15 protein-coding genes and 1 tRNA gene are annotated in these 21,167 nt (G+C 33.9%); 10 read left to right on the top strand and 6 right to left on the bottom strand.

The genetic code is table 11. From position 1 onward, the window contains the following. Positions 1–16 precede the first annotated feature (16 nt). From pbpC to B2741_RS12450, 3 genes are all read right to left on the bottom strand, one after another. A complete protein-coding gene (pbpC, locus tag B2741_RS12460) occupies positions 17–2,401 on the bottom strand; it encodes a penicillin-binding protein 1C (protein WP_291139455.1) in 2,385 nt (794 codons plus the stop codon). Next, entirely contained in the window at positions 2,377–7,872 is a 5,496-nt protein-coding gene (locus B2741_RS12455) for an alpha-2-macroglobulin family protein (RefSeq protein WP_291139452.1), read from the bottom strand. The genes pbpC and B2741_RS12455 overlap by 25 nt, the downstream gene beginning before the upstream one ends. A gap of 116 nt (positions 7,873–7,988) precedes the next feature. Next, positions 7,989–8,429, bottom strand: a complete 441-nt coding sequence (locus B2741_RS12450; RefSeq protein ID WP_291139450.1) for a nucleoside deaminase — start codon at positions 8,427–8,429, stop codon at positions 7,989–7,991. Positions 8,430–8,471: 42 nt separating this feature from the next. Here B2741_RS12450 and B2741_RS12445 point away from each other — a divergent pair, with 42 nt between their 5' ends. From B2741_RS12445 to B2741_RS12430, 4 genes are all read left to right on the top strand, one after another. Then, positions 8,472–10,247: a 1-deoxy-D-xylulose-5-phosphate synthase gene (locus tag B2741_RS12445; RefSeq protein WP_414655311.1), complete on the top strand. Its 1,776-nt coding sequence runs from the start codon at positions 8,472–8,474 to the stop codon at positions 10,245–10,247. Next, complete coding sequence (locus B2741_RS12440) at positions 10,240–11,181, top strand: DUF3078 domain-containing protein (RefSeq protein ID WP_291139445.1); 942 nt, start codon at positions 10,240–10,242, stop codon at positions 11,179–11,181. The genes B2741_RS12445 and B2741_RS12440 overlap by 8 nt, the downstream gene beginning before the upstream one ends. 64 nt (positions 11,182–11,245) lie before the next feature. Then, a tRNA-Leu gene (locus B2741_RS12435) sits at positions 11,246–11,327 on the top strand. Positions 11,328–11,401: 74 nt separating this feature from the next. After that, positions 11,402–12,655 (top strand): NAD(P)/FAD-dependent oxidoreductase, encoded by a 1,254-nt coding sequence (locus tag B2741_RS12430; protein WP_291139442.1) that lies wholly within the window; start codon positions 11,402–11,404, stop codon positions 12,653–12,655. Here B2741_RS12430 and B2741_RS12425 read toward each other — a convergent pair. Next, positions 12,623–13,099, bottom strand: a complete 477-nt coding sequence (locus B2741_RS12425; RefSeq protein ID WP_291139440.1) for a TspO/MBR family protein — start codon at positions 13,097–13,099, stop codon at positions 12,623–12,625. The genes B2741_RS12430 and B2741_RS12425 overlap by 33 nt on opposite strands. Positions 13,100–13,181: 82 nt before the next feature. Between B2741_RS12425 and B2741_RS12420 the strand changes: the two genes are divergently transcribed. From B2741_RS12420 to B2741_RS12400, 5 genes are all read left to right on the top strand, one after another. Then, positions 13,182–14,258 (top strand): diphosphomevalonate/mevalonate 3,5-bisphosphate decarboxylase family protein, encoded by a 1,077-nt coding sequence (locus B2741_RS12420; RefSeq protein ID WP_291139437.1) that lies wholly within the window; start codon positions 13,182–13,184, stop codon positions 14,256–14,258. 46 nt (positions 14,259–14,304) lie between these two features. Next, positions 14,305–15,243, top strand: coding sequence for a mevalonate kinase family protein (locus tag B2741_RS12415; RefSeq protein WP_291139434.1), 939 nt, complete (start codon positions 14,305–14,307; stop codon positions 15,241–15,243). 114 nt (positions 15,244–15,357) lie between these two features. After that, positions 15,358–16,293 (top strand): geranylgeranylglycerol-phosphate geranylgeranyltransferase, encoded by a 936-nt coding sequence (locus tag B2741_RS12410; protein WP_291139431.1) that lies wholly within the window; start codon positions 15,358–15,360, stop codon positions 16,291–16,293. 89 nt (positions 16,294–16,382) lie between these two features. Then, positions 16,383–17,276, top strand: coding sequence for a pseudouridine synthase (locus B2741_RS12405; protein ID WP_414655310.1), 894 nt, complete (start codon positions 16,383–16,385; stop codon positions 17,274–17,276). A 156-nt stretch (positions 17,277–17,432) separates the two neighbouring features. After that, complete coding sequence (locus B2741_RS12400; protein ID WP_026725323.1) at positions 17,433–17,792, top strand: nuclear transport factor 2 family protein; 360 nt, start codon at positions 17,433–17,435, stop codon at positions 17,790–17,792. Between the two features lies 1 nt (position 17,793). On the opposite strand, the gene B2741_RS12395 is transcribed toward B2741_RS12400, so the two are convergent. Then, a complete protein-coding gene (locus B2741_RS12395; RefSeq protein ID WP_291139427.1) occupies positions 17,794–18,141 on the bottom strand; it encodes a hypothetical protein in 348 nt (115 codons plus the stop codon). A gap of 8 nt (positions 18,142–18,149) precedes the next feature. Next, on the bottom strand, positions 18,150–19,151 hold the full coding sequence (dusB, locus tag B2741_RS12390) for a tRNA dihydrouridine synthase DusB (protein ID WP_291139424.1): 1,002 nt from the start codon (positions 19,149–19,151) through the stop codon (positions 18,150–18,152). Positions 19,152–19,311: 160 nt separating this feature from the next. On the opposite strand from dusB, the gene lepA reads away from it, so the two are divergent. Further along, on the top strand, positions 19,312–21,108 hold the full coding sequence (gene lepA, locus B2741_RS12385) for a translation elongation factor 4 (protein WP_291139422.1): 1,797 nt from the start codon (positions 19,312–19,314) through the stop codon (positions 21,106–21,108). Positions 21,109–21,167 lie beyond the last annotated feature (59 nt).

Here is a 21,167-nt window from a genome sequence, read left to right as displayed (position 1 = left end):
TGGCGGTTTTTTGTTTTTATTCGCTCTCAAATTGTACTTTTCTTCTGATTTCGTTACCAAATTCATCTACCACGGTAATGACATGAAATCCTGTTGTAGCAAAAATAGGTTTCTCATGAAAGGTTTTTGTATTTCCTACATACTTATCATCTAAATACCAGAACAACTCCGCATCTGAATTAGAATGCGCTACTTTGATAATAGCAGGTTGTAGTTTGCTTTCAAAGTTTTTCGTCAGTATAATTTTAGTGTTAGCTTTTGGATAGATAAAATCCATACGTTTGTCCTGCAAAGCATCTACACAATCACTTCTGAAAGGTGGTAAATTTTGATAGTTTACATTCTTACTTTTATAATACCATTCCATAACTGGTGGTAGAACAAACCAAGATTTGGTTATCATTTCATCAACACTTTCACAATTACTATTGACTCTAAATTGCTGATTTTTATCTAAATGTATAATTTTATGATATGGACAATTGTCTGTTTTTTTAGCTGTTTTTGGAATCCATTGTTTTATTTTCGGGCAATGGTCTTGTGCTAGATAACCCGAAAGCTCACAAACTTCAACAGGATCTAAATCGTTATACGGCATTTCAAACCATTTTGATTTTGGTAATAATCTGAAAACATCAAATAGAATAGGCGCTGCACTATCAACTCCAGTTAATAATGGTCTTCCTTCGCCTGTGGCATTTCCTGCCCAAATTCCCACTACGTAATCTTTGGTAACCCCAATTGCCCAAGCATCTCTGCTTCCAAAACTTGTTCCTGTTTTCCATGCGATTTCTAATGAAGAATCGTAGAATTTCCAAGCTTCATCACCTTCTGGTCGGTTAACTTCTTTCATTGCATTAAAGGTTTGCCAAATAGCACCAGCACCAAAAATATTTTTCTGACGTGAACTACTTCCAAAATCAGGTTGAAAATCGGCATCGTAATTCAGATTTAGCATTTCATTCTTACGATATTTGGAATCGTTTTGATTGAAATAGGTTAGCGTGGACGACATATAAGCATACGCTTTACACAAATCCCACAAATTAGACTCAGCACCACCTAAAATCAACGATAAACCATAATTAGATGGTTGACGATTAACATTTCGCAACTTCAATTGTTGCAATTTTTCATAAAATTGATTCACCGAATAGTCTTGCAACATCAAAACAGATGGAATATTCAACGAACGCGCCAAAGCTCTACTCGCAGGAACAGCACCATCATAAGTTAAATTGAAATTTTGAGGCGAATATCCAGAAATTTGTGTTGGAACATCGGGAACCAATGTTTGCGGTAAGATGTAACCATCATTCAACATAGCTGTGTACAAATACGGTTTTAGAATACTCCCAGTACTTCGTGGTGCTTCAATAACATCGACATCTTTTTGATGTTCTTTATCCGTTGGGCTGTTCCCAACATACGTAATTACGTTACGCGTTTTCACATCAACCACCAAAACCGAAATATTATACACTTGATTTTGTTTGTAATAATTATAATATTGCTTTACGATTTCGTTAGTACGCTCTTGTAAATCCAATTGAATGGTTGTTTTTATTTTTTCAGCAGGATGTTCTTTTGCTACTTTTTGAACCAAATGAGGTGCAATTTGCGGTACATCAAACGGTTTTTGAGGCAAACTTTCTTGCAATGATAATTCGTAAGTTGCTTTATCAATGACTTTATCATTGTACAATTTCTTTAGTAATCGATTACGTTTCGCTAATAATCGTTCTTGATTTTTTCCGGGATAAATTAAACTTGGCGCATTGGGTAAAACCGCTAAAGTAGCTGCTTCCGCCCATGATAATTGATGCGGTTGCAATCCAAAATATTTCCAAGATGCCATTTCTAAACCTACCACATTGCTTCCAAAAGGTGCATGAGCACAATACAATTCTAAAATTTTATCTTTCGAATGGCGAAATTCTAATCGGGTTGCGAGAATCATTTCGATTCCTTTTTCAAAATAGGAACGCGATTTTCCGTTTCGATGCAAACGAATCACTTGTTGGGTTAACGTACTTCCTCCTCGAACTACACGATTTGCTTTTCGATTTTGTTTAAAAGCGTGATACATCGAAATCGGGTTAAACCCAAAATGTTTATAAAAATGTTGGTCTTCAAAAGCAACAATACATTTTTGAAATTTATGCGGAACACTATCACTTTCGGGAAAACGCCATTGTCCGTCAGAAGCGATTTTAGCTCCTAAAAGTTGTCCATCTTGACTTTCAATTACGGTCGAATAGTTGTTTTCAAATAGTTGTCTTGGGAGTGAGAAATAGTAAACTACCACAAGCAATAAGCTTATGGCAGTTTTAAATTTATTATTTCTAATTTTAGTTTTTAATCGAGTAAACCAACTTACTCTTTCACTATTTGCACCCATTGTCCTTTGGTTCTTGCCAAATAATTATTGTCGTACATCGCTTCACATTGCACTCCTGGGAAATAATATTTTCCTAAATAAGTTGCATTTAACAACATGGTAAACGTTTTGGTTTCACCAGCTCTGATTCCGAAATAGAATTGTGTTCTGTCATCGCGAATATCGATGTAATCGGCTTTGTTTTCGGCATAACTTCCAAAATCGGTATAACGTGAATTCATAATTTCAAATCCAGACGGAACAATTTGTGAAAGTGCTACATTTTCCAATGTTTCATCCGATTGATTTCTAATAGTAACTTGCGCGATGATTTCGGTTCCTTGTTTTACCGAACTTAAATTCAGAACAGTTCCTTTTCTGTCTTTATAAACTACCGAGGTTGAGAAGTTTTTCTGAATTTCTTTTTCTTGTCCAATAGGTAAAATTCCACTATTTAATACACGAACATAAAGTGTTCCACTGTTTTTATTTTGAATCGTTACTGAATTCGAACCTTGTTTTGCTACTAAATTTCTATCCACAAATGATTTTTTAGAACTAACCGTTTCCGATTTTCCAGCTACTAAATACGTCATATTCACACCTTTTCCGCCGTTTTTAAGTGCAAATTTTGACATCGCATACAATCCAAAAGCGGTAGTTTGCGTACTCATGTAACGATTAGACGATAAATCTTTGGCTAATTTGTTTGCCATTTCATACGCTTTCGTTTTGTTATCTACCAAAATGTACGTTTCTAAAACCATAGCTCGATTTCTTTCTTCCGAACCATAGTAATAATCTGCATATCGTTTGTCTTCTTGAGCAGTTGTTGTTCCAATTAGCGATAATGCGGCTTTCTTTTGACCGGCTAAGGCATAAGCGGCAGCTAATCGCAATTTGGATTCGTTTGAAATTCCTGTGGTTTCTCTTAATCTGTTCATTGAACCCATGTCAGCTGAACCTGCTAATGCTAAAGTGTATAAACGATACGCTTGTGCAAAATCATTGCGATATTGTGCGTTGAATCGCCATTTTTTAGCTTCGGATTGTTGAAACGAAATCCATTTATTTTTAAATCCGATTGGTAAAACATAACCTTTTTTCTCGGCTTCAATTAAGAAATGTCCCGCATAAGAAGTTGCCCAATCATCCACATAATTATTTCCTTGCCAATAACTCAATCCACCATTTGATAGTTGGAAATTGCCCAATTTTTGAATTCCAGCATTGATATTTCGCTGAATTTCTGCTTTTTTGTTCGCATCAACATCCATAATATCTGCCAAATACAATTGCGGAAATACAGCCGATGTCGTTTGCTCCACGCAACCATGAGGATACTGAATCAAATAACTCAATCGTCCATTAAAATTGATAGTTAGGAAAGACGAAACTTCTAATCTTGCTTTATTACTTCCCGCAACTCCAAATGTTTTCCAATTGATTGTTTTGGAACCGTTTGCCGGAATTACCATGTCTACGTAATCATTGGTAACCGGATTTGGATTCGTAATATCAACTTCCACTGCATAGGTTGATTTTTCTTTTCCTGATGTGGCAATGACTTCTATTTTTCCGATACCAGTTGCGCTTTCCACATCTAAATTAAAGTAGACTACTTTTTCATCTGGCGAACTGAAACTTACATTTTGAGTTGCATTTCCAATGATTCGCACTCCGTTATTCGTTTTTAATTGCACATTAACATTTTTCACTTGGCTTTCCATTGCGAAAACGGTCACTGGCAACATAATTCTTTCGTTTGGAGAAATTTTTCTTGGTACCGAAGCCAATACCATAACAGGTTTTCTCACAAACGAAGTTTTTTCTACACTTCCGTAAGCACTAGTTTTGGCATCACCAGCAACAACCATTGTTCGTACTGAACCAACATAATTTGGCAAAGTAATCGTATGTGATTTGGTTTGACCTTTTTCCAGTTTGAATGGTCCTAAATAAATGATAACTGGTTTAAATCGATTCGCTTTTTTGGCATTTCCTCCTGCTAAATCTTGGTCACCACCAATACTGAAAATCTGATTAATTTTTCCACCATAAGCACCAATAACATCATCATATACATCCCATGTTTTTACACCAAGCGCTTGTCTAGAATAAAATTTTTCCCAAGCATTTGGTGTTTTAAATCGGGTTAAATCTAATAAACCGTCATCTACAATTGCTATGGTGTAGGTCATTTCTTTACCTGATTTTTCACTAACTTTTACAATAGTTTTTTGTTCCGGTTTTAACACCGCAGGAATTGACACTTCTGGTTCTAAAACGGTATTTTTATTAATAACTTCTACTGGCAAAATTCCGTACATCCTAATTGGCGTATCGTTTATCGTAGAAGCGTGTGGTTTTAACAACGAAATATGTAAATACACATTTGGCGCCATATCACCCGTGATAGGAACTTCCACTTGTGTTTCGCCTTTTTTAGTGGTTGCCCAAAGTGTTTTGATGACTTTCGAACCGTTTTCAATCGAAATTAAAGCTCTTCCGCCTTCACTTGACGGGAAAGAAACGATAGCATTTTCTCCAACATTGTATTTTTCTTTGTTGGTTGTAAATACTAGCATATTTGCTGTTTCGCTACTTCCTTGACGTGATTTCCCTGACCAATATGGCCAATCGATATATGAGGTTAAACTTGTAGCATGACCATCATAAGTATCTTCTACTCGAATTAAATATCTTCCCCAATCGGCTTCTGGAATTTTAAATTGAACACTTGCTTTTCCTGAGGCATCAGTTGAAACCACATAATTTCTGTAAGCCGTTGTTACTTCCGAAGAATTGTATTGTGATAAATCATCTCCATCAGAATTCCACCACCAACGCCATTCTACTTTATATATACGAACTGTTAAATTTCTAACTGATTTTGGTTTACCCAATTCATCTAAAGTCACGATATCATAGCGATTTACTTTATCAGTTTCTAATAAGCCGTATTTATTTGGTTCAGGTGCTTTTATTCCAACGTAAGTTTTATATGGAGAATACGTTGCTGTAGCTACATCGGTACTAAAATCACCACCATTTTCGAAGGCTTTTGTTTGGAAAACCATTTTCAATTTTCCTGGTGCTTGACTTGTGATTTTAGGTTGAATCGCAACTTTCGCTTTTCCTAAATCATTAACTTTTCCTGAAAAAACGTTTACTTCTTCGGTATAAAATTTACGCACTTCATCGTCAAAATCATATTTTTCATACTTTTTGAAAACAGTTTGTTGTTGCAAGAATTTAGCCTGCATTTCTACTCTCAGGTTTTTTGCAACTGCTCCATGCAACCAAGCTACTTCAACTTCGCCACCGTTTAATCTATTGCCCGAAAGTTGTTTATCAGCAAAACTATTTTTGATTTTTAAACGGTTTGGTTTGATGGTTTCAATCTTGATACTTTTATAAAAATGTACGCCACCGACAGAAATTTTCACTTCCCAATTTCCTGTTGGGTCATTATCTTTTGTGGCTAATTTGAATTTGTAATGATTCCAGCCATTATACTTTTGAACCATTTGGTAACGTATTTTTCCTTGCGGATCGCTTAACTTAAAAGTAATTGGGTGCGATTTTTCTAATTTGCTTTCCACATCATTCAACATGAAAGCTAAATGTAAAGTATCTCCAGGACGCCAAACGCCTCTTTCGCCATAAATAAATCCTTTCAAGCCTTTTTGTAATTCTTCACCACCTACATCAAAATTACTCACCGACAAAGATTGACCTTCATCTAATTTTACATAAGTTGTGTTTTTGTCTTTGGTAACAATCGCAAAAAAAGCATATTTTTTCAACTCGGTTTTAGCTATTCCTTCGCTATCGGTTGTGATAGTTCCTAAAAGTTGTTGTTGGAAATTATACAACTCAATTTTTGCAGAAGCAACAGGCTGTGTTGAAACAATATTGTTCACCGCAAAAACATACGAACCGTTTCCGCCACGTTTTGCAATAACGCCTAAATCGGAAGCAATAACATTCGTAAAAATGGTGTTGTTGTAATAGTACGAATCGGTACATGGATCTTCTCTTTCGTACCAATCATAGCCTTCGTAATAGTAATCGTCGTAATAATCTTGATTACTTCTTACTTCATCATCTTGTTCCTGCTCTTCTTCATTGCCTTCATCAACGTAAGCCGATGTACATTTGTAAAGCGAATATTTACGTTTATACGATATTTCAACACGATAAATAGCACCAGGATTTGGTGTAATGATTTTAGATAAATCAATTGCATAAGCATTCCATTTGCTGGAATTTTGCAATTTATTTTTATTTAATGCAATGGTTTTCTTAACTATAGGTTGAGCTACTTTTCTTAGATTTCGACTTCCGTTTAATTCGTTATCTTGAAGAAATTGCAGGATATTGTTTTTGTAAATTTGGTACACTTTTACATCAACTGCGCTCAAATTTACAGCTTCAAAATTAATTTTCAAGTTGTTTGAACTTGGCAAAATAGTTCCACTTTTTATAAAACGAACTCCAGGTTTAACTTGTTCGAAACTAACTTTTTCGGAAAAATTTTGTTTCATTTTGAAGCCGACTTCGCTTTCAATTCCTTGAAAAACTTCTACTAAAAGTTCGCCTTTTAAAGGTTCATTAAAAAATACTTTTAATAAATTTCCTGCAGTTGCAAATCGTAAATTAAGAGCTGATTCTACTTGTACTAAACCAGAAAAATCTTGATCTCTGTTTAATGGGTCAGAAAAGTTTAATAATAAGACTTGATTATTGTCTTTCTCAACTTCAGCCGAAACTATTTTAAAATTATTTTTACCTGGAATATCGTAAAGCATTTCGCCTTTTTGGTCGATATCAAACGGATTTCCGTCCCATGAAATTTTAATTTTACTGTCTTCAACTTGTCTTTTTATGCTGTCGATTACAAATTTGTATTCTTTTTTATTACTTAATTCTTTGACAAACTTAATTTTTACCGCTTTATCTTCTTGATTAACAGAAATAAGTTTTTTAGCACTTTCAAAATCCAAATCATCGCTCGACGTGATTACTCCGTTTAAATATTGGTAATCTTTACTATACGATTGTAAGTCATTAGTAGTCACCATAAAATCTTGCTTTATGGTTTTAATAGTGAAGTTGAAATCTTTTAATTTGCTAGGTACATTCGTTAATTCCGACAAATGAAGTGTAACTTGATATTCTTTGTTTTGGTCTAATTTTTTTTCTGGAATAAACGCGATGGTGTTATTAGAAAGCGCTACTACTTTTCCATCAACACTTGGGTTAATGGTAAACAAATTCTCATCTAACTCTTCGTTGGCGGTCCATTCTTTTTTGTCGAAAGCTAAAACCACTCTAATATCGCTATTTGCCGAGACCAATCCTGAACTAAAGTTGAGGATATACGCTTTGAAAAGTGAGAAATCAGAATTGAAATCTTTAGCGCTTTTAGAGCACGACACAGCTACAATCAATACAAATATCAATTGTAAAAAACGAGTTGTTTTCATTTGGAAGGAGATTAGAGAGTTAATTTGTTTTTGTTCTCGAGTTAGCCGTAACAAAAACCGTGCAAATTCTTATTAGTAAAGATAAAAATATTTTTAAATAAAATACTTACAAAAAATTATCTTTTATTTTTAAAAAAAGCCTTCATCAAATCACTACATTCTTTTTCTAAAACGCCTGAAACTACTTGGGTTTTCGGGTGTAATTGAGTTCCCATTTTTTGAAAACCACGATTTTCATCGAACGCACCAAAAACAATTTTAGAAATTTGTGACCAATACAAAGCGCCTGCACACATTTGGCAAGGTTCTAACGTAACGTATAAAGTACAATCTTTTAAATATTTTCCGCCTATGAAATTCGCAGCACTGGTTATGGCCTGCATTTCGGCATGAGCAGTTACATCATGCAACAATTCGGTTAAGTTATGGGTGCGAGCAATTACTTTATTATCGATAACAATAACAGCTCCAACAGGAATTTCGCCTTTTTCAAAAGCTACTTCGGCTTCTTGTAAGGCTTTCTTCATAAAAAAGGCATCGGTAAAAATATTCTCCATAAGTACAAAAATACGATAACCAATTCTTACTTTTGTGCTGTGATGGAAAATTTGCTTTCAAAAATTAACAACCCAGCCGATTTAAGGAAACTTCCTGGAAATCAACTCCCTCAATTAGCCAAAGAATTGAGAGACTTTATCATTGATATTGTTTCGAAGAAAGAAGGGCATTTGGGCGCAAGCTTGGGTGTTGTTGAATTGACGATTGCACTTCATTATGTTTTCAATACGCCAGAAGATTTATTGGTTTGGGATGTAGGTCATCAAGCTTACGGACATAAAATCCTAACAGAAAGACGAGACATTTTTCATACAAATAGAGAATTAAATGGAATTTCAGGTTTTCCAAAGCGAAGTGAAAGTGTTTTTGACACATTTGGCGTTGGGCATTCTTCGACTTCGATTTCGGCTGCTTTAGGAATGGCGTTGGCTTCACAATTAAAAGGAGAAGTTGACAAACAACATATTGCGGTGATTGGAGATGCTTCGATTGCAAGCGGAATGGCTTTTGAAGGCTTAAATCATGCAGGAGTTACTGATGCGAATTTATTGGTGATTTTAAATGATAACGCTATCGGAATTGACCCAAGTATTGGAGCCTTGAAAGATTATTTAACTGCTGTAAAAGAAGGAAAAAATCCAAAACAAAATAACATTATCAAATCCTTGAATTTTGATTATTCTGGCCCGATTGATGGACATGATTTACCCAAATTAATTTCGGAATTAGAACGATTAAAATCGGTTAAAGGACCAAAGTTTTTGCATGTGATAACTACCAAAGGTAAAGGATTACAATTGGCGGAAGAAGACCAAGTGAAATATCACGCACCAGGAAAATTCGATGCTGAAACTGGAAAAATTCATCCGAAAGACGAATCGCATTTACCACCCAAATTTCAAGATGTTTTCGGACATACATTAGTGGAATTAGCTAATCAAAACGAAAAAATCATTGGAATTACTCCAGCAATGCCTACAGGAAGTTCAATGACTTACATGATGGAAGCTTTTCCAAAACGCGCTATTGATGTTGGAATTGCAGAACAACACGCGGTTACCTTAGCTGCTGGAATGGCTACCCAAGGAATGGTTGTTTTTTGTAATATCTATTCTACTTTTTTACAACGTGCTTACGATCAAGTAATTCATGATGTAGCTTTACAAAATTTACCTGTTATTTTTTGTTTGGACAGAGCAGGATTGGTTGGTGAAGATGGCGCAACTCACCACGGTGTTTTTGATATTGCCTATTTGAATTGTATTCCGAATTTAATTATTGCGGCTCCAAAAGATGAAATGGAGTTACGAAATATAATGTTTACCGCTTCAGAAGGATTATATCATCCAATCGCTATTCGTTATCCAAGAGGAAGGGGCAAAAATGTGAATTGGGAACAACCTTTTGAGAGAATAGAAATTGGTAATATAAAAGAACTTCAAAAAGGAAGTAAAGTTGTCATTTTATCTACGGGAACTATTGGTAATAATGTTACGAAAGCTTTGAAAGAAGTAGAAAATCTAGAATTATTTTCGCATTATCATTTCCCATTTATAAAACCATTGGATATTGATGCTGTCAAATCTATTATAAATTCACACGACCACATTATTACTATTGAGGATGGAGTGATTACTGGTGGTTTTGGAGAACAAATTAGTGTCATTATTGCAACAAACAATTTAAATAAATCAATTATCAATCTCGGAGTTCCTGATTCATTTATAGAACATGGAACAGTTTTTGAGTTGCAACAACTTTGCAAAATCGATGTTAATCATTTAAAACAATTATTTAATACTTATTCAAATGTTTAAAAAAGCCTACCTTTTTGGACTATTTTTTATTTGCTTACAATCTTCAGCACAAATTATTAGAACACAATTACCAGATTCTACGTCAAATTGGTCAAAAGAAAATATTGTTGGTTTAGATATATCTCAAATAACTTTTGTTAATTGGAATGCAGGAGGGAATAATTCTGTTTCGGGTTTATTAAAAGGACAATTTGTTAGAACATACACAAATAAAAATTTAGTTTGGAAAAACGAATTGATTGCTCGATACGGGATCAACAAGCAAGAGAAGCAAGATGTTAGGAAAACTGACGATCAATTACAATTAAACTCTACATTTGGTTTTAGAACAGATACCATCTCTAACTGGTATTATGCTGGAAAATTTAATTTTAATACTCAGTTTGCTAATGGTTACGCTTATCCAAATACTGATTTAGCAATTTCGAAACCATTTGCACCCGCTTATGCATTTTTAGGTATTGGAGCCGAATATTCGAGAAAAGATTTGAATCTAAACTTGTATCTTTCTCCTTTAACACAAAAGACAACTATGGTTTTCGATCAAAGATTAGCCAATCAAGGTGCTTTTGGGGTTGAAAAAGCAATTTATGATGAATTCGGAAATTTAGTAAGAGAAGGTAAAAATGTTAGAAATGAAACAGGTATCTTGGTTACAAATCAGTGGAAAAAAGAAGTATTTAAAAACATCAATTTTGAGCACAGAATTGCTTTGTATACAGATTATATAAATAATTTTGGAAATATTGATGTCGATTGGCAATTGCAATTGGATATGACAGTAAATCAATATGTTAAAGCTAATATCGGCACACATGTTGTTTATGATGATGATATTAAATCGAAAGAAGAAGAAGGTGGTGTTCAAGTTATTAAAGGACCTAAGGTTCAGTTAAAACAATTGCTTGGAGTAGGAGTGGTTTATCAGTTTTAATGAAATTATTTTCTTTTTTGTTTGATTTATATATACGAATATCTATATTTGCACTCCAATTGTCGCGGGTATGGTGAAATTGGTAGACACGCCAGACTTAGGATCTGGTGCCGCAAGGTGTGAAGGTTCGAGTCCTTTTACCCGCACGAAAAGCTCTAACGAAAGTTGGAGCTTTTTTATTTTAAAATAACTACTTTTATTTCAAATTAAAATAAATCATTTGAACTCAAAATACGACATCATAATAATCGGCGGAGGCGCTGCCGGATTTTTCACAGCAATCAATATTGTAGAGAAGAATCCAAACTTAAAAGTGGCTATTCTTGAAAGAGGAAAAAGCGTTTTAGAAAAAGTACGCATTTCGGGTGGCGGACGATGTAATGTGACACATGCGTGTTTTGTACCAAACGATTTAGTGAAATTTTATCCTCGCGGTGAACGCGAATTAAAAGGACCATTTAACCAGTTTTGTTCAGGGGATACTATTGAATGGTTCGAAAAACATGGAGTAGAACTTAAAATTGAAGACGATGGCAGAATGTTTCCAGTTTCCAATTCTTCTCAAACGATAATCGATTGTTTTCATGAAGCGGTTAAAAAGCTAAAAATTGATGTTCTAACTAATCACAGTGTTCAAGAATTGTACAAAACCGAAACCCATTGGAAAGTAACTACAACGCAAGAAGTTTTTACTTGTGAGAAAATCGTAATGGCTTCCGGAAGTAATCCAAAAATGTGGGAATTGTTGCAAAATCTCGGTCATTCAATTATCGAACCAGTTCCATCGTTGTTTACGTTTAACATCAAAGATCCTCGAATTAAAGATTTGATGGGACTTTCTGCGGTTGCTTCAGTAAAGGTTAAGAAATCCAAATTAGAAGCTTCAGGGCCATTGTTAATTACGCATTGGGGAATGAGCGGTCCAGGAATTTTAAGACTTTCGGCTTGGGGAGCAAGAGAATTAGCTGAAAAAAAGTATCAATTTGCTATTCAAGTCAATTGGTTAAACGAAACTACTTTTGACGAAGCGCTTGATTTGTTGAAAGACATCAAAGAAGAAAACGCCAAAAAATTAGTTTCAAAATACGCACATTTCGAATTGCCAAAACGCCTTTGGGAAAACCTCGTAAAAGCAGCAGGAATTTCAGAGGAAACCAAATGGGCAGATATAAATAAAAAACAATTGAATTCGTTAATTGAACAACTTACGAATGGCGAATTTCACGTTAACGGAAAAAGTACTTTTAAAGAAGAATTCGTTACTGCTGGCGGAATCGATTTAAAAGAAGTTAATTTCAAAACCATGGAAAGCAAAATTTTACCAAACGTTTATTTTGCAGGCGAAATTTTAAATATCGATGCTATTACAGGTGGATTCAACTTCCAGAATGCTTGGACAGGCGGTTTTATTGTGGCTGAGAATATCTTAAATAATATTTTATTATCGATTCAACCAAAAAATACTGCCAGTTAAAATCGTTGCAAAACCTACCCAAGCTAAATACGGAATCAATAAATAAGAAGCTCTTTTGTCTATTTGTTTGAAAATATGGTACGTTTCATAAATGATTAACCAAAGCAAAATAATTTCGATTAAAGCCAATAAAATATTGTTCAATCCAAAGAACAAATATGACCACAAAGCGTTCAAAAGTAGCTGAACAGTAAAAAACAATAATCCTTTTTTTACCAATTCTTTGTTGGTTTCTAATTTATTCCAAACCATTCCTGCAGCAATTCCCATCATGATGAAAAGCATGGTCCAAACCGGTGCAAAAACCCAATTTGGCGGATTAAAACTCGGTTTTTTAATTTCTGGATACCAAGTAGTGATGCTTGATTGCGTAACGTTGCTCGACAAGTAACCAACAGCTAAACAGATGGCAATACAGTATATAATTTTAAGATATTTGTTCATGTTTTCAATTTTATAGGCAAATTAACGAAATATCAAGGGAACAAATCAATCAAAATCGGTATTTTTGTCAAAATTTTAAGCTATGCTTATCGAAAAAGATTTTATCGCAACCTCATATAATTCCATTGATTCTGCAAGTTTCGAATGGAGTGCACCTAGTAATATAGCCTTAGTAAAATATTGGGGCAAGAAAGAAAACCAAATTCCGGCGAATCCTTCAATAAGTTTTACGTTAAACAATTGTAAAACAATCACGAAGTTAGAAGTAGTCAAAAAATCGGAAAACAATAGTTTTTCGTTCGATTTACTTTTTGAAGGAAAACCAAAAGAAGATTTCAAACCAAAAATTCAAAAATTCTTCGAAAGAATCGAGAAATATTGTCCGTTTTTAAAGGAATATCATTTTAAAATTGATACTCAAAACACCTTTCCTCATAGCTCAGGAATTGCTTCTTCGGCATCTGGAATGGCAGCTTTAGCAATGAACATTATGAGTTTAGAAAAAGCTATTAATCCAACTATTTCTGACGAATATTTCTATTCAAAAGCTTCATTTTTGGCAAGATTAGGAAGTGGAAGCGCGTGCAGAAGTATCAAAGGCGAAGTAGTAGTTTGGGGAAATCACGCTGAAATTAAAGGAAGTTCGGATTTGTTTGGAGTAGAATTTTCAGAAATTCATCCAAACTTTAAAAACTACCAAGATACCATATTGCTAGTTGATAAAGGAGAAAAGCAAGTTTCAAGTACGGTTGGACACGATTTAATGCACAATCATCCTTATGCAGAAAGACGTTTTGAGCAAGCTCACGAAAATTTATCAAAAATTAAAGCTATTTTATCATCAGGAAATATCGCAGAATTCATCAAAATTGTAGAAAGCGAAGCCTTGACTCTACACGCTATGATGATGACTTCAATGCCCTATTTTATTTTGATGAAACCAAATACATTGGAAATTATTAATAAGATTTGGAAATTCAGAAATGAAACCCAAATTCCAGTTTGTTTTACGTTAGATGCAGGTGCAAATGTGCACGTTTTGTATCCCGAAAATGTAAAAGCAAACGTATTGCAATTTATTCAAGATGAATTAGTTGGCTATTGTCAAAATGGTCAGTATATTTGTGATCAAATTGGGAATGGCGCTAAATCAAATTAATTTTGTACATTTACTCATTGTTTACTGAAAAAGAAAACTGAAATTTATGAAAGGACCACTTTTTTACTCAAAAATATTGCTTTTCGGAGAATATGGAATTATCCAAGATTCGAAAGGACTTTCAATTCCTTATAATTTCTATAATGGTGCTTTAAAGAAAGATGAAAATCCTTCGGAAAGCGCAGTTAAATCAAACGAAAGTTTAAAAAAATTCGTTACTTATTTAGAGCAATTACAAGCGGAACAACCTGAATTAGTAACTTTTAATTTAGAAGTTTTAAAGCAAGATGTAAACAGCGGAATGTATTTTGATTCAAGCATTCCACAAGGATATGGTGTAGGAAGTAGTGGTGCTTTAGTAGCGGCTATTTACGATAAATATGCCAATGATAAAATCACGGTGTTAGAAAATTTAACGCGTGAAAAATTATTACAATTAAAAACGATTTTCTCTCAAATGGAATCGTTTTTCCACGGAAAAAGTTCAGGTTTAGACCCGTTGAATAGTTATTTGAGTATTCCAATTTTAATCAATTCGAAAGATAATATTGAAGCTACTGGAATTCCAACGCAAAGTACACAAGGAAAAGGTGCGGTTTTCTTAATTGATTCAGGAATTGTGGGCGAAACTGCTCCAATGGTTTCTATTTTCATGGAAAACTTAAAGGATAACGGTTTCAGAACCATGTTAAAATCACAATTCATAAAATATACAGATGCTTGTGTGGAAAATTTCTTACACGGCGATGTAAAATCGTTATTAGAAAACACTAAACAATTATCAAAAGTAGTTTTGAATAACTTTAAACCTATGATTCCAGAGCAATTTCACCAAGTTTGGCAAAAAGGAATCGATACGAACGATTACTATCTAAAATTATGTGGTTCTGGCGGTGGCGGTTATATTTTAGGATTTACCCAAGATTTAGACAAAGCAAAAGCATCTTTAAAAGACTATAAATTAGAAGTAGTTTATAATTTTTAGAAATAGGCAAAAGGGAATAGGCAAAAGGCAAAAGGAAGTTAGATTTAACAATAAATTGAATACTTATGCCTTTCATCTTTCGCCCTTAACCCTTCACCTTTCACCTAAAAAGAAATGCTCACCCGTAAAACCAAATTAGTCCTTACTAAAATATTCAGTTTTTTCTCTGTGATTAGAGGATATAATATTTGGGTGATTGCATTGGCGCAATATCTTTCTGCCATATTCATTTTAGCTCCCGAAAAACGTGCTTTAGATATTATTCTAGATTGGCGTTTGTTTTTAATTGTTGTTGCTTCTACTTTAACGATTGCTTCGGGTTACATTATTAACAATTTTTACGATGCCAAAAAAGATTTAATCAATCGCCCTAAAAAAGCTATGATTGACCGTTTGGTGAGTCAAGAAACTAAGTTAAAAGTCTATTTTACGATTAATTTCATTGTGGCTTTGATGATGTTTTTTATTTCTTGGCGAGCGATGTTGTTTTTTTCGGCGTATATTTTCTTGATTTGGTTTTATTCGCACAAGTTGAAAAAAATGTTCTTAATTGGAAACATTACAGCGGCAGTTTTAGCGGTTTTACCATTCTTCGGAATTTTAATGTATTACAAAAACTTTTATGAAGTCATTTTTGCACATGCTACGTTTTTGTTTTTGTTGATTTTAATTCGAGAATTAATTAAAGATTTAGAAAACATCGAAGGCGATTTAATTGCTGATTATAAGACTATTCCTGTTGTTTTTGGCGAAAAGAGAGCAAAAAGTATCATTTCTATATTGACTTTTTTAACATTGATACCAGTGTATTTCTTAATCGAAATTTACAATGTGGGTTACATGGATATTTACTTTTATTTGAGCTTAATTGCTTTGTTGTTTTTTTGCATGATGTTGTGGAAAGCAACCACAAAAACAGAATATCTGAAACTTCATTTCTTATTGAAGTTCATTATAGTTTCGGGTGTTTTTTGCATTGTTTTAATAGAACCTTCTGTATTATTTCATGGAAAAAAACTAATTTTAACTCATTCTATATCTTTTTATTAGTTGTTTCTGCCTATCATTTTCGGATTTAAAAAACTAAAGTGGGCGTTTCAACATATTAGTTATATCTTTGCAAAAATTTGTTTATAATTATGTCACGTCAAGGGAATGATAAAAGCCGTCCGGGTTCAGCAAGACAAGGAGGCTACAAGAAAGAGAGCAATTCAAGAGGAAATGCACCAATTCGTAAAGCACCTTCAAAATTTGCAACTAAACCAGAAGTGGCAAAACCAGAAGCTCCAAAAGCTCCAAAATCACCAAAAAGACCATCTAATCCAGACGAAATTCGTCTAAATCGTTATATTTCTAATTCAGGAATGTGTAGTCGTAGAGATGCGGATATTTACATTCAAAGCGGTAATGTAAAAGTAAATGGTGTTGTTGTCACCGAAATGGGTCACCGAGTTAAATTAACCGATGTTGTTCAGTTTGATGGTGTAAACATTACGCCAGAAAAGAAAGAATATGTCTTATTAAACAAGCCTAAAAACTTTTCAACAGCTGGTGATGATTCTCCAGGTTCAGCAAACGTGTTGGATTTAGTTCGTGGTGCTTCAAAATCGAATTTATTACCTGTTGGAAGAATGGATAAAACCACAACTGGTTTGTTGTTGTTTACGAATGATACTGAAATGGTTCAGAAATTCACAGTTCCTAACCAACGTTCTTCTAAAGTATACCAAGTTACATTAGATAAAAATTTGAAATTCGAAGATTTAGAAAAAATCCAAAAAGGATTAATGATTGACGACCACAAAGTATTCGTGGAAGAAATCACCTATATTGAAGATCAACCAAAAAGTGAAATAGGAATCAAAATGAAAACGTCTAACGTAAAAGTGGTTCGTAAAATCTTCGAACACTTAAAATACGATGTTTTAAAAGTAGACCGTGTAACTTTTGCTGGTTTAACTAAGAAAAATTTACCAAGAGGTGATTGGAGATTCTTAACGGAACAAGAAATCATCAACTTAAAAAATGCCTAAACGCTTTTTTTGAAACACATAGGCACATAGGATTTTATTCTTTGTGCCTTTTTTTATGAATTTTTCACTACGCTATGTTTTCTATGCAAAGTGAAACGACTTTTTAACAACTATGAAACCTATATGTCTATGTGTTTCAAATTAAAATAAAACTTTATGCCAAATCAACTACAACAAATCGCCATTAAATGGTTTGATGCTTTCAATACGAAAAACTTAGAGAAATTATTAGAATTATACGATGACGAAGCCCAACATTTTAGTCCGAAATTAAAAATTCGTCAGCCCGAAACCAATGGTTTAATCATAGGAAAAGAAGCCATGCGCGTGTGGTGGCAAGACGCTTTTGATAGATTACCAACTTTACATTACAAAGTAACTTCATTAACCGCCAACACCGACAGAGTTTTTATGGAATACACACGTCAAGTAGCAGGTGAAGCTGATATGTTAGTGGCTGAGGTTTTGGAAATTAAAGAAGGGAAGATTGTGTTTTCTAGGGTGTATCATGGGTAGATTATTTATCGATTTTTGAAATCAACAATGTGTCTAAAATCCACTTTTTTTCATGATTTTCTTTGATAAATATGATAACGTAAGCTTCTCCTTTTGATCCTATCACGTTAGTTTCGATTTGAGCTGAATTTAAACCATTTTTCCATTGAATTCCTCCTTTTGGAAACGAGCCAAAATCTTTAATTTCACCAATTTTAGATTTTAGACTTGGATCTTCTTTGATGAATTTTTTTGCAATTACATATTCAGTGGAATTTGATATTTTAATATAATTTCCAACGACAATTATTAGTTTTAAAGAGAAAATAATAATTATAACATAAATGAAAATTGTAATTAATTTGTTCATCTGTACGTTTAGTTTGATTCTTCAAAAACATAATCCGCATACACTTGTTCAATCTCAGTAAACACATCCAATAACTGATTGATGCCATCTGTGGTAACCAATTTTTGTTTGTATTCTTTAAAACCGTGAATGCCTTTGAAATAATTGGTATAATGACGACGCATTTCGTTAATGCCTAATCGTTCACCTTTCCATTCGATGCTCCAAATTAAATGATTTTTTGCGGCTTCAATTCGGTCATTCATGCTTGGCGGAGCTAATTTTTCTCCTGTGGCGAAATAATGTTTAATTTCATTAAAAATCCACGGATAGCCAATCGCAGCACGACCAATCATCATTCCGTCAAGACCGTATTTGTTTTTGTATTCCAAAGCTTTTTCAGGAGAGTCAATATCACCATTTCCAAAAATTGGCATTGTAATTCTAGGGTTCTCTTTAATTCTTTGAATATGACTCCAATCCGAATGTCCTTTATACATCTGCGCACGTGTTCTGGCATGAACTGTTAAGGCTTGCACGCCAATATCTTGTAAACGCTCGGCAACTTCGTCAATATTAATTGAACTTTCGTCCCAGCCTAAACGTGTTTTTACTGTAACTGGAAGATTGGTTCCTTTGATAACAGCTTTGGTTAAACGCACCATCAAATCTACATCTTTCAAAACACCAGCACCAGCACCTTTACAAACCACTTTTTTAACAGGACAGCCAAAATTGATGTCTACCAAATCAGGTTGAACGGCATCCACAATTCGCGACGACATTTCCATCGCTTCTTCATCACCACCAAATATTTGGATTCCAACAGGTCGTTCATAATCAAAAATATCTAGCTTTTGCTTGCTTTTCACCGCATCACGAATCAATCCTTCTGAAGAAATAAATTCAGAGTACATTAAATCAGCTCCGTGTAATTTACATAAACGACGAAATGGTGGGTCGCTCACGTCTTCCATTGGGGCTAATAATAAAGGAAAATCGGGTAGTATGATGTTACCAATTTTAGGCATGGTGGTTCAATTTTTTGCAAAGATAGGAATTTTTTAAATCGAATGGGTTTCCAAAGTTTATCGGCTTTAAAATCCAAAACTTTAGCTTATATTTGCAGATTAAACGCACAAGAGTTTGGAAGATGAAAATGCCTCTTGTACATGAACTTTACATTGAAAGATGAAAAACATTAGAAATTTCTGCATTATTGCACACATTGACCACGGAAAAAGTACGTTGGCAGACCGTTTATTAGGTGCTACGCAAACCGTTACAGCTCGTGAAGAAAAGGCTCAGTTACTAGATAACATGGACTTAGAACGCGAACGTGGAATTACCATAAAAAGTCATGCTATTCAAATGGAATATACCTACAAAGGGGAACAATACATTTTGAATTTGATTGACACTCCAGGTCACGTGGATTTCTCGTATGAGGTTTCTCGTTCTATTGCTGCTTGTGAAGGTGCTTTGTTGATTGTAGATGCAGCGCAAAGTATTCAGGCACAAACGATTTCGAATTTATATTTGGCTTTAGAGAACGACTTGGAAATTATTCCAGTTTTAAATAAAGTAGATTTACCAAGTGCTAATCCTGAGGAAGTTAGTGATGATATTATTGATTTATTAGGATGTAAATTAGAAGATATTATTCATGCTTCTGGAAAAACAGGTTTTGGTGTTGAAAATATTTTAGCAGCTATTATTGATAAAATTCCGGCTCCAAAAGGAGATCCGGAAGAGCCATTACAAGCTCTGATTTTCGATTCGCATTATAATCCTTTTAGAGGAATTGAAGTAATTTTCCGTGTTATTAATGGAGAAATAAAAAAAGGGCAGAAGATTAAGTTCATGGCTACAGGCAATGAATATTTTGCGGATGAAGTTGGGACATTAAAATTAAATCAAGTACCAAAAAGTGTTATTTCAACTGGTGATGTAGGTTATTTAGTTTCTGGAATTAAAGAAGCTAAAGAGGTAAAAGTAGGTGATACTATTACCGATGCAAAAACACCTACAACAAATATGATTAAAGGTTTTGAAGATGTAAAACCAATGGTTTTCGCTGGAATTTATCCTGTAGATACAGAAGATTATGAAGATTTACGTGCTTCGATGGAAAAACTTCAGTTGAATGATGCTTCTTTAGTATTTGCTGCGGAAAGTTCAGCTGCGTTAGGATTTGGTTTCCGATGTGGATTCTTAGGAATGCTACACATGGAAATTATCCAAGAACGTTTAGAGCGTGAGTTTGACATGACGGTAATTACTACTGTTCCTAACGTTTCGTATCATGCGTACACTAAAAAAGAACCTGATACTATTTTAATTGTAAACAATCCATCCGATTTACCAGAGCCATCTAAATTAGATAGAGTAGAAGAACCATATATCAAAGCAACCATCATTACAAAATCGGATTTCGTTGGAAATGTAATGAGTTTGTGTATCGAAAAACGTGGTGTAATTACCAATCAAACGTATTTAACTACCGAACGTGTAGAATTAAATTTCGATATGCCATTAGCGGAAATCGTATTTGATTTTTATGATAGATTAAAAACAGTTTCTAAAGGATATGCGTCTTTTGATTACCATCCAATAGGAATGCGTGAATCAAGATTAGTGCGTTTAGATGTCTTGTTAAATGCACAGCCAGTTGATGCGCTTTCGGCTTTAATTCACGAAAGTAATGCGTATCATATTGGTAAAAAAATGTGTGAAAAACTAAAAGAATTAATACCAAGACAACAATTTGATATTCCTATTCAGGCTGCAATTGGAGCTAAAGTAATTGCTCGTGAAACGATTAAAGCTTTAAGAAAAGACGTTACAGCAAAATGTTATGGTGGAGATATTTCTCGTAAACGTAAACTTTTAGAAAAACAGAAAAAAGGTAAAAAACGTATGCGTCAAGTAGGAAATGTAGAAATTCCTCAAGAAGCATTTATGGCTGTTTTGAAATTGAACGATTAGTAAAAAAAATATATAATTAAGAAAAAGTTTGGATATTTAATAATGTTCAAACTTTTTTT

The sequence above is a fragment of the Flavobacterium sp. UBA7663 genome (assembly GCF_002483315.1).
GTDB lineage: Bacteria > Bacteroidota > Bacteroidia > Flavobacteriales > Flavobacteriaceae > Flavobacterium.
Note: the sequence above shows the minus strand (reverse complement) of the source record. Positions and strands in the feature narration are given on the sequence as shown.

Excerpts from the sequence above, each read along its gene's own strand:
- B2741_RS12415 (WP_291139434.1), top strand. The coding sequence starts at position 14,305 with ATGAAAGGACCACTTTTTTACTCAAAAATATTGCTTTTCGGAGAATAT.
- B2741_RS12425 (WP_291139440.1), bottom strand. The coding sequence starts at position 13,099 with ATGAACAAATATCTTAAAATTATATACTGTATTGCCATCTGTTTAGCT.
- dusB (WP_291139424.1), bottom strand. The coding sequence starts at position 19,151 with ATGCCTAAAATTGGTAACATCATACTACCCGATTTTCCTTTATTATTA.
- lepA (WP_291139422.1), top strand. The coding sequence starts at position 19,312 with ATGAAAAACATTAGAAATTTCTGCATTATTGCACACATTGACCACGGA.
- B2741_RS12455 (WP_291139452.1), bottom strand. The coding sequence starts at position 7,872 with ATGAAAACAACTCGTTTTTTACAATTGATATTTGTATTGATTGTAGCT.
- B2741_RS12440 (WP_291139445.1), top strand. The coding sequence starts at position 10,240 with ATGTTTAAAAAAGCCTACCTTTTTGGACTATTTTTTATTTGCTTACAA.
- B2741_RS12445 (WP_414655311.1), top strand. The coding sequence starts at position 8,472 with ATGGAAAATTTGCTTTCAAAAATTAACAACCCAGCCGATTTAAGGAAA.
- B2741_RS12450 (WP_291139450.1), bottom strand. The coding sequence starts at position 8,429 with ATGGAGAATATTTTTACCGATGCCTTTTTTATGAAGAAAGCCTTACAA.
- B2741_RS12420 (WP_291139437.1), top strand. The coding sequence starts at position 13,182 with ATGCTTATCGAAAAAGATTTTATCGCAACCTCATATAATTCCATTGAT.
- B2741_RS12395 (WP_291139427.1), bottom strand. The coding sequence starts at position 18,141 with ATGAACAAATTAATTACAATTTTCATTTATGTTATAATTATTATTTTC.
- B2741_RS12400 (WP_026725323.1), top strand. The coding sequence starts at position 17,433 with ATGCCAAATCAACTACAACAAATCGCCATTAAATGGTTTGATGCTTTC.
- B2741_RS12410 (WP_291139431.1), top strand. The coding sequence starts at position 15,358 with ATGCTCACCCGTAAAACCAAATTAGTCCTTACTAAAATATTCAGTTTT.
- B2741_RS12405 (WP_414655310.1), top strand. The coding sequence starts at position 16,383 with ATGTCACGTCAAGGGAATGATAAAAGCCGTCCGGGTTCAGCAAGACAA.
- pbpC (WP_291139455.1), bottom strand. The coding sequence starts at position 2,401 with ATGGGTGCAAATAGTGAAAGAGTAAGTTGGTTTACTCGATTAAAAACT.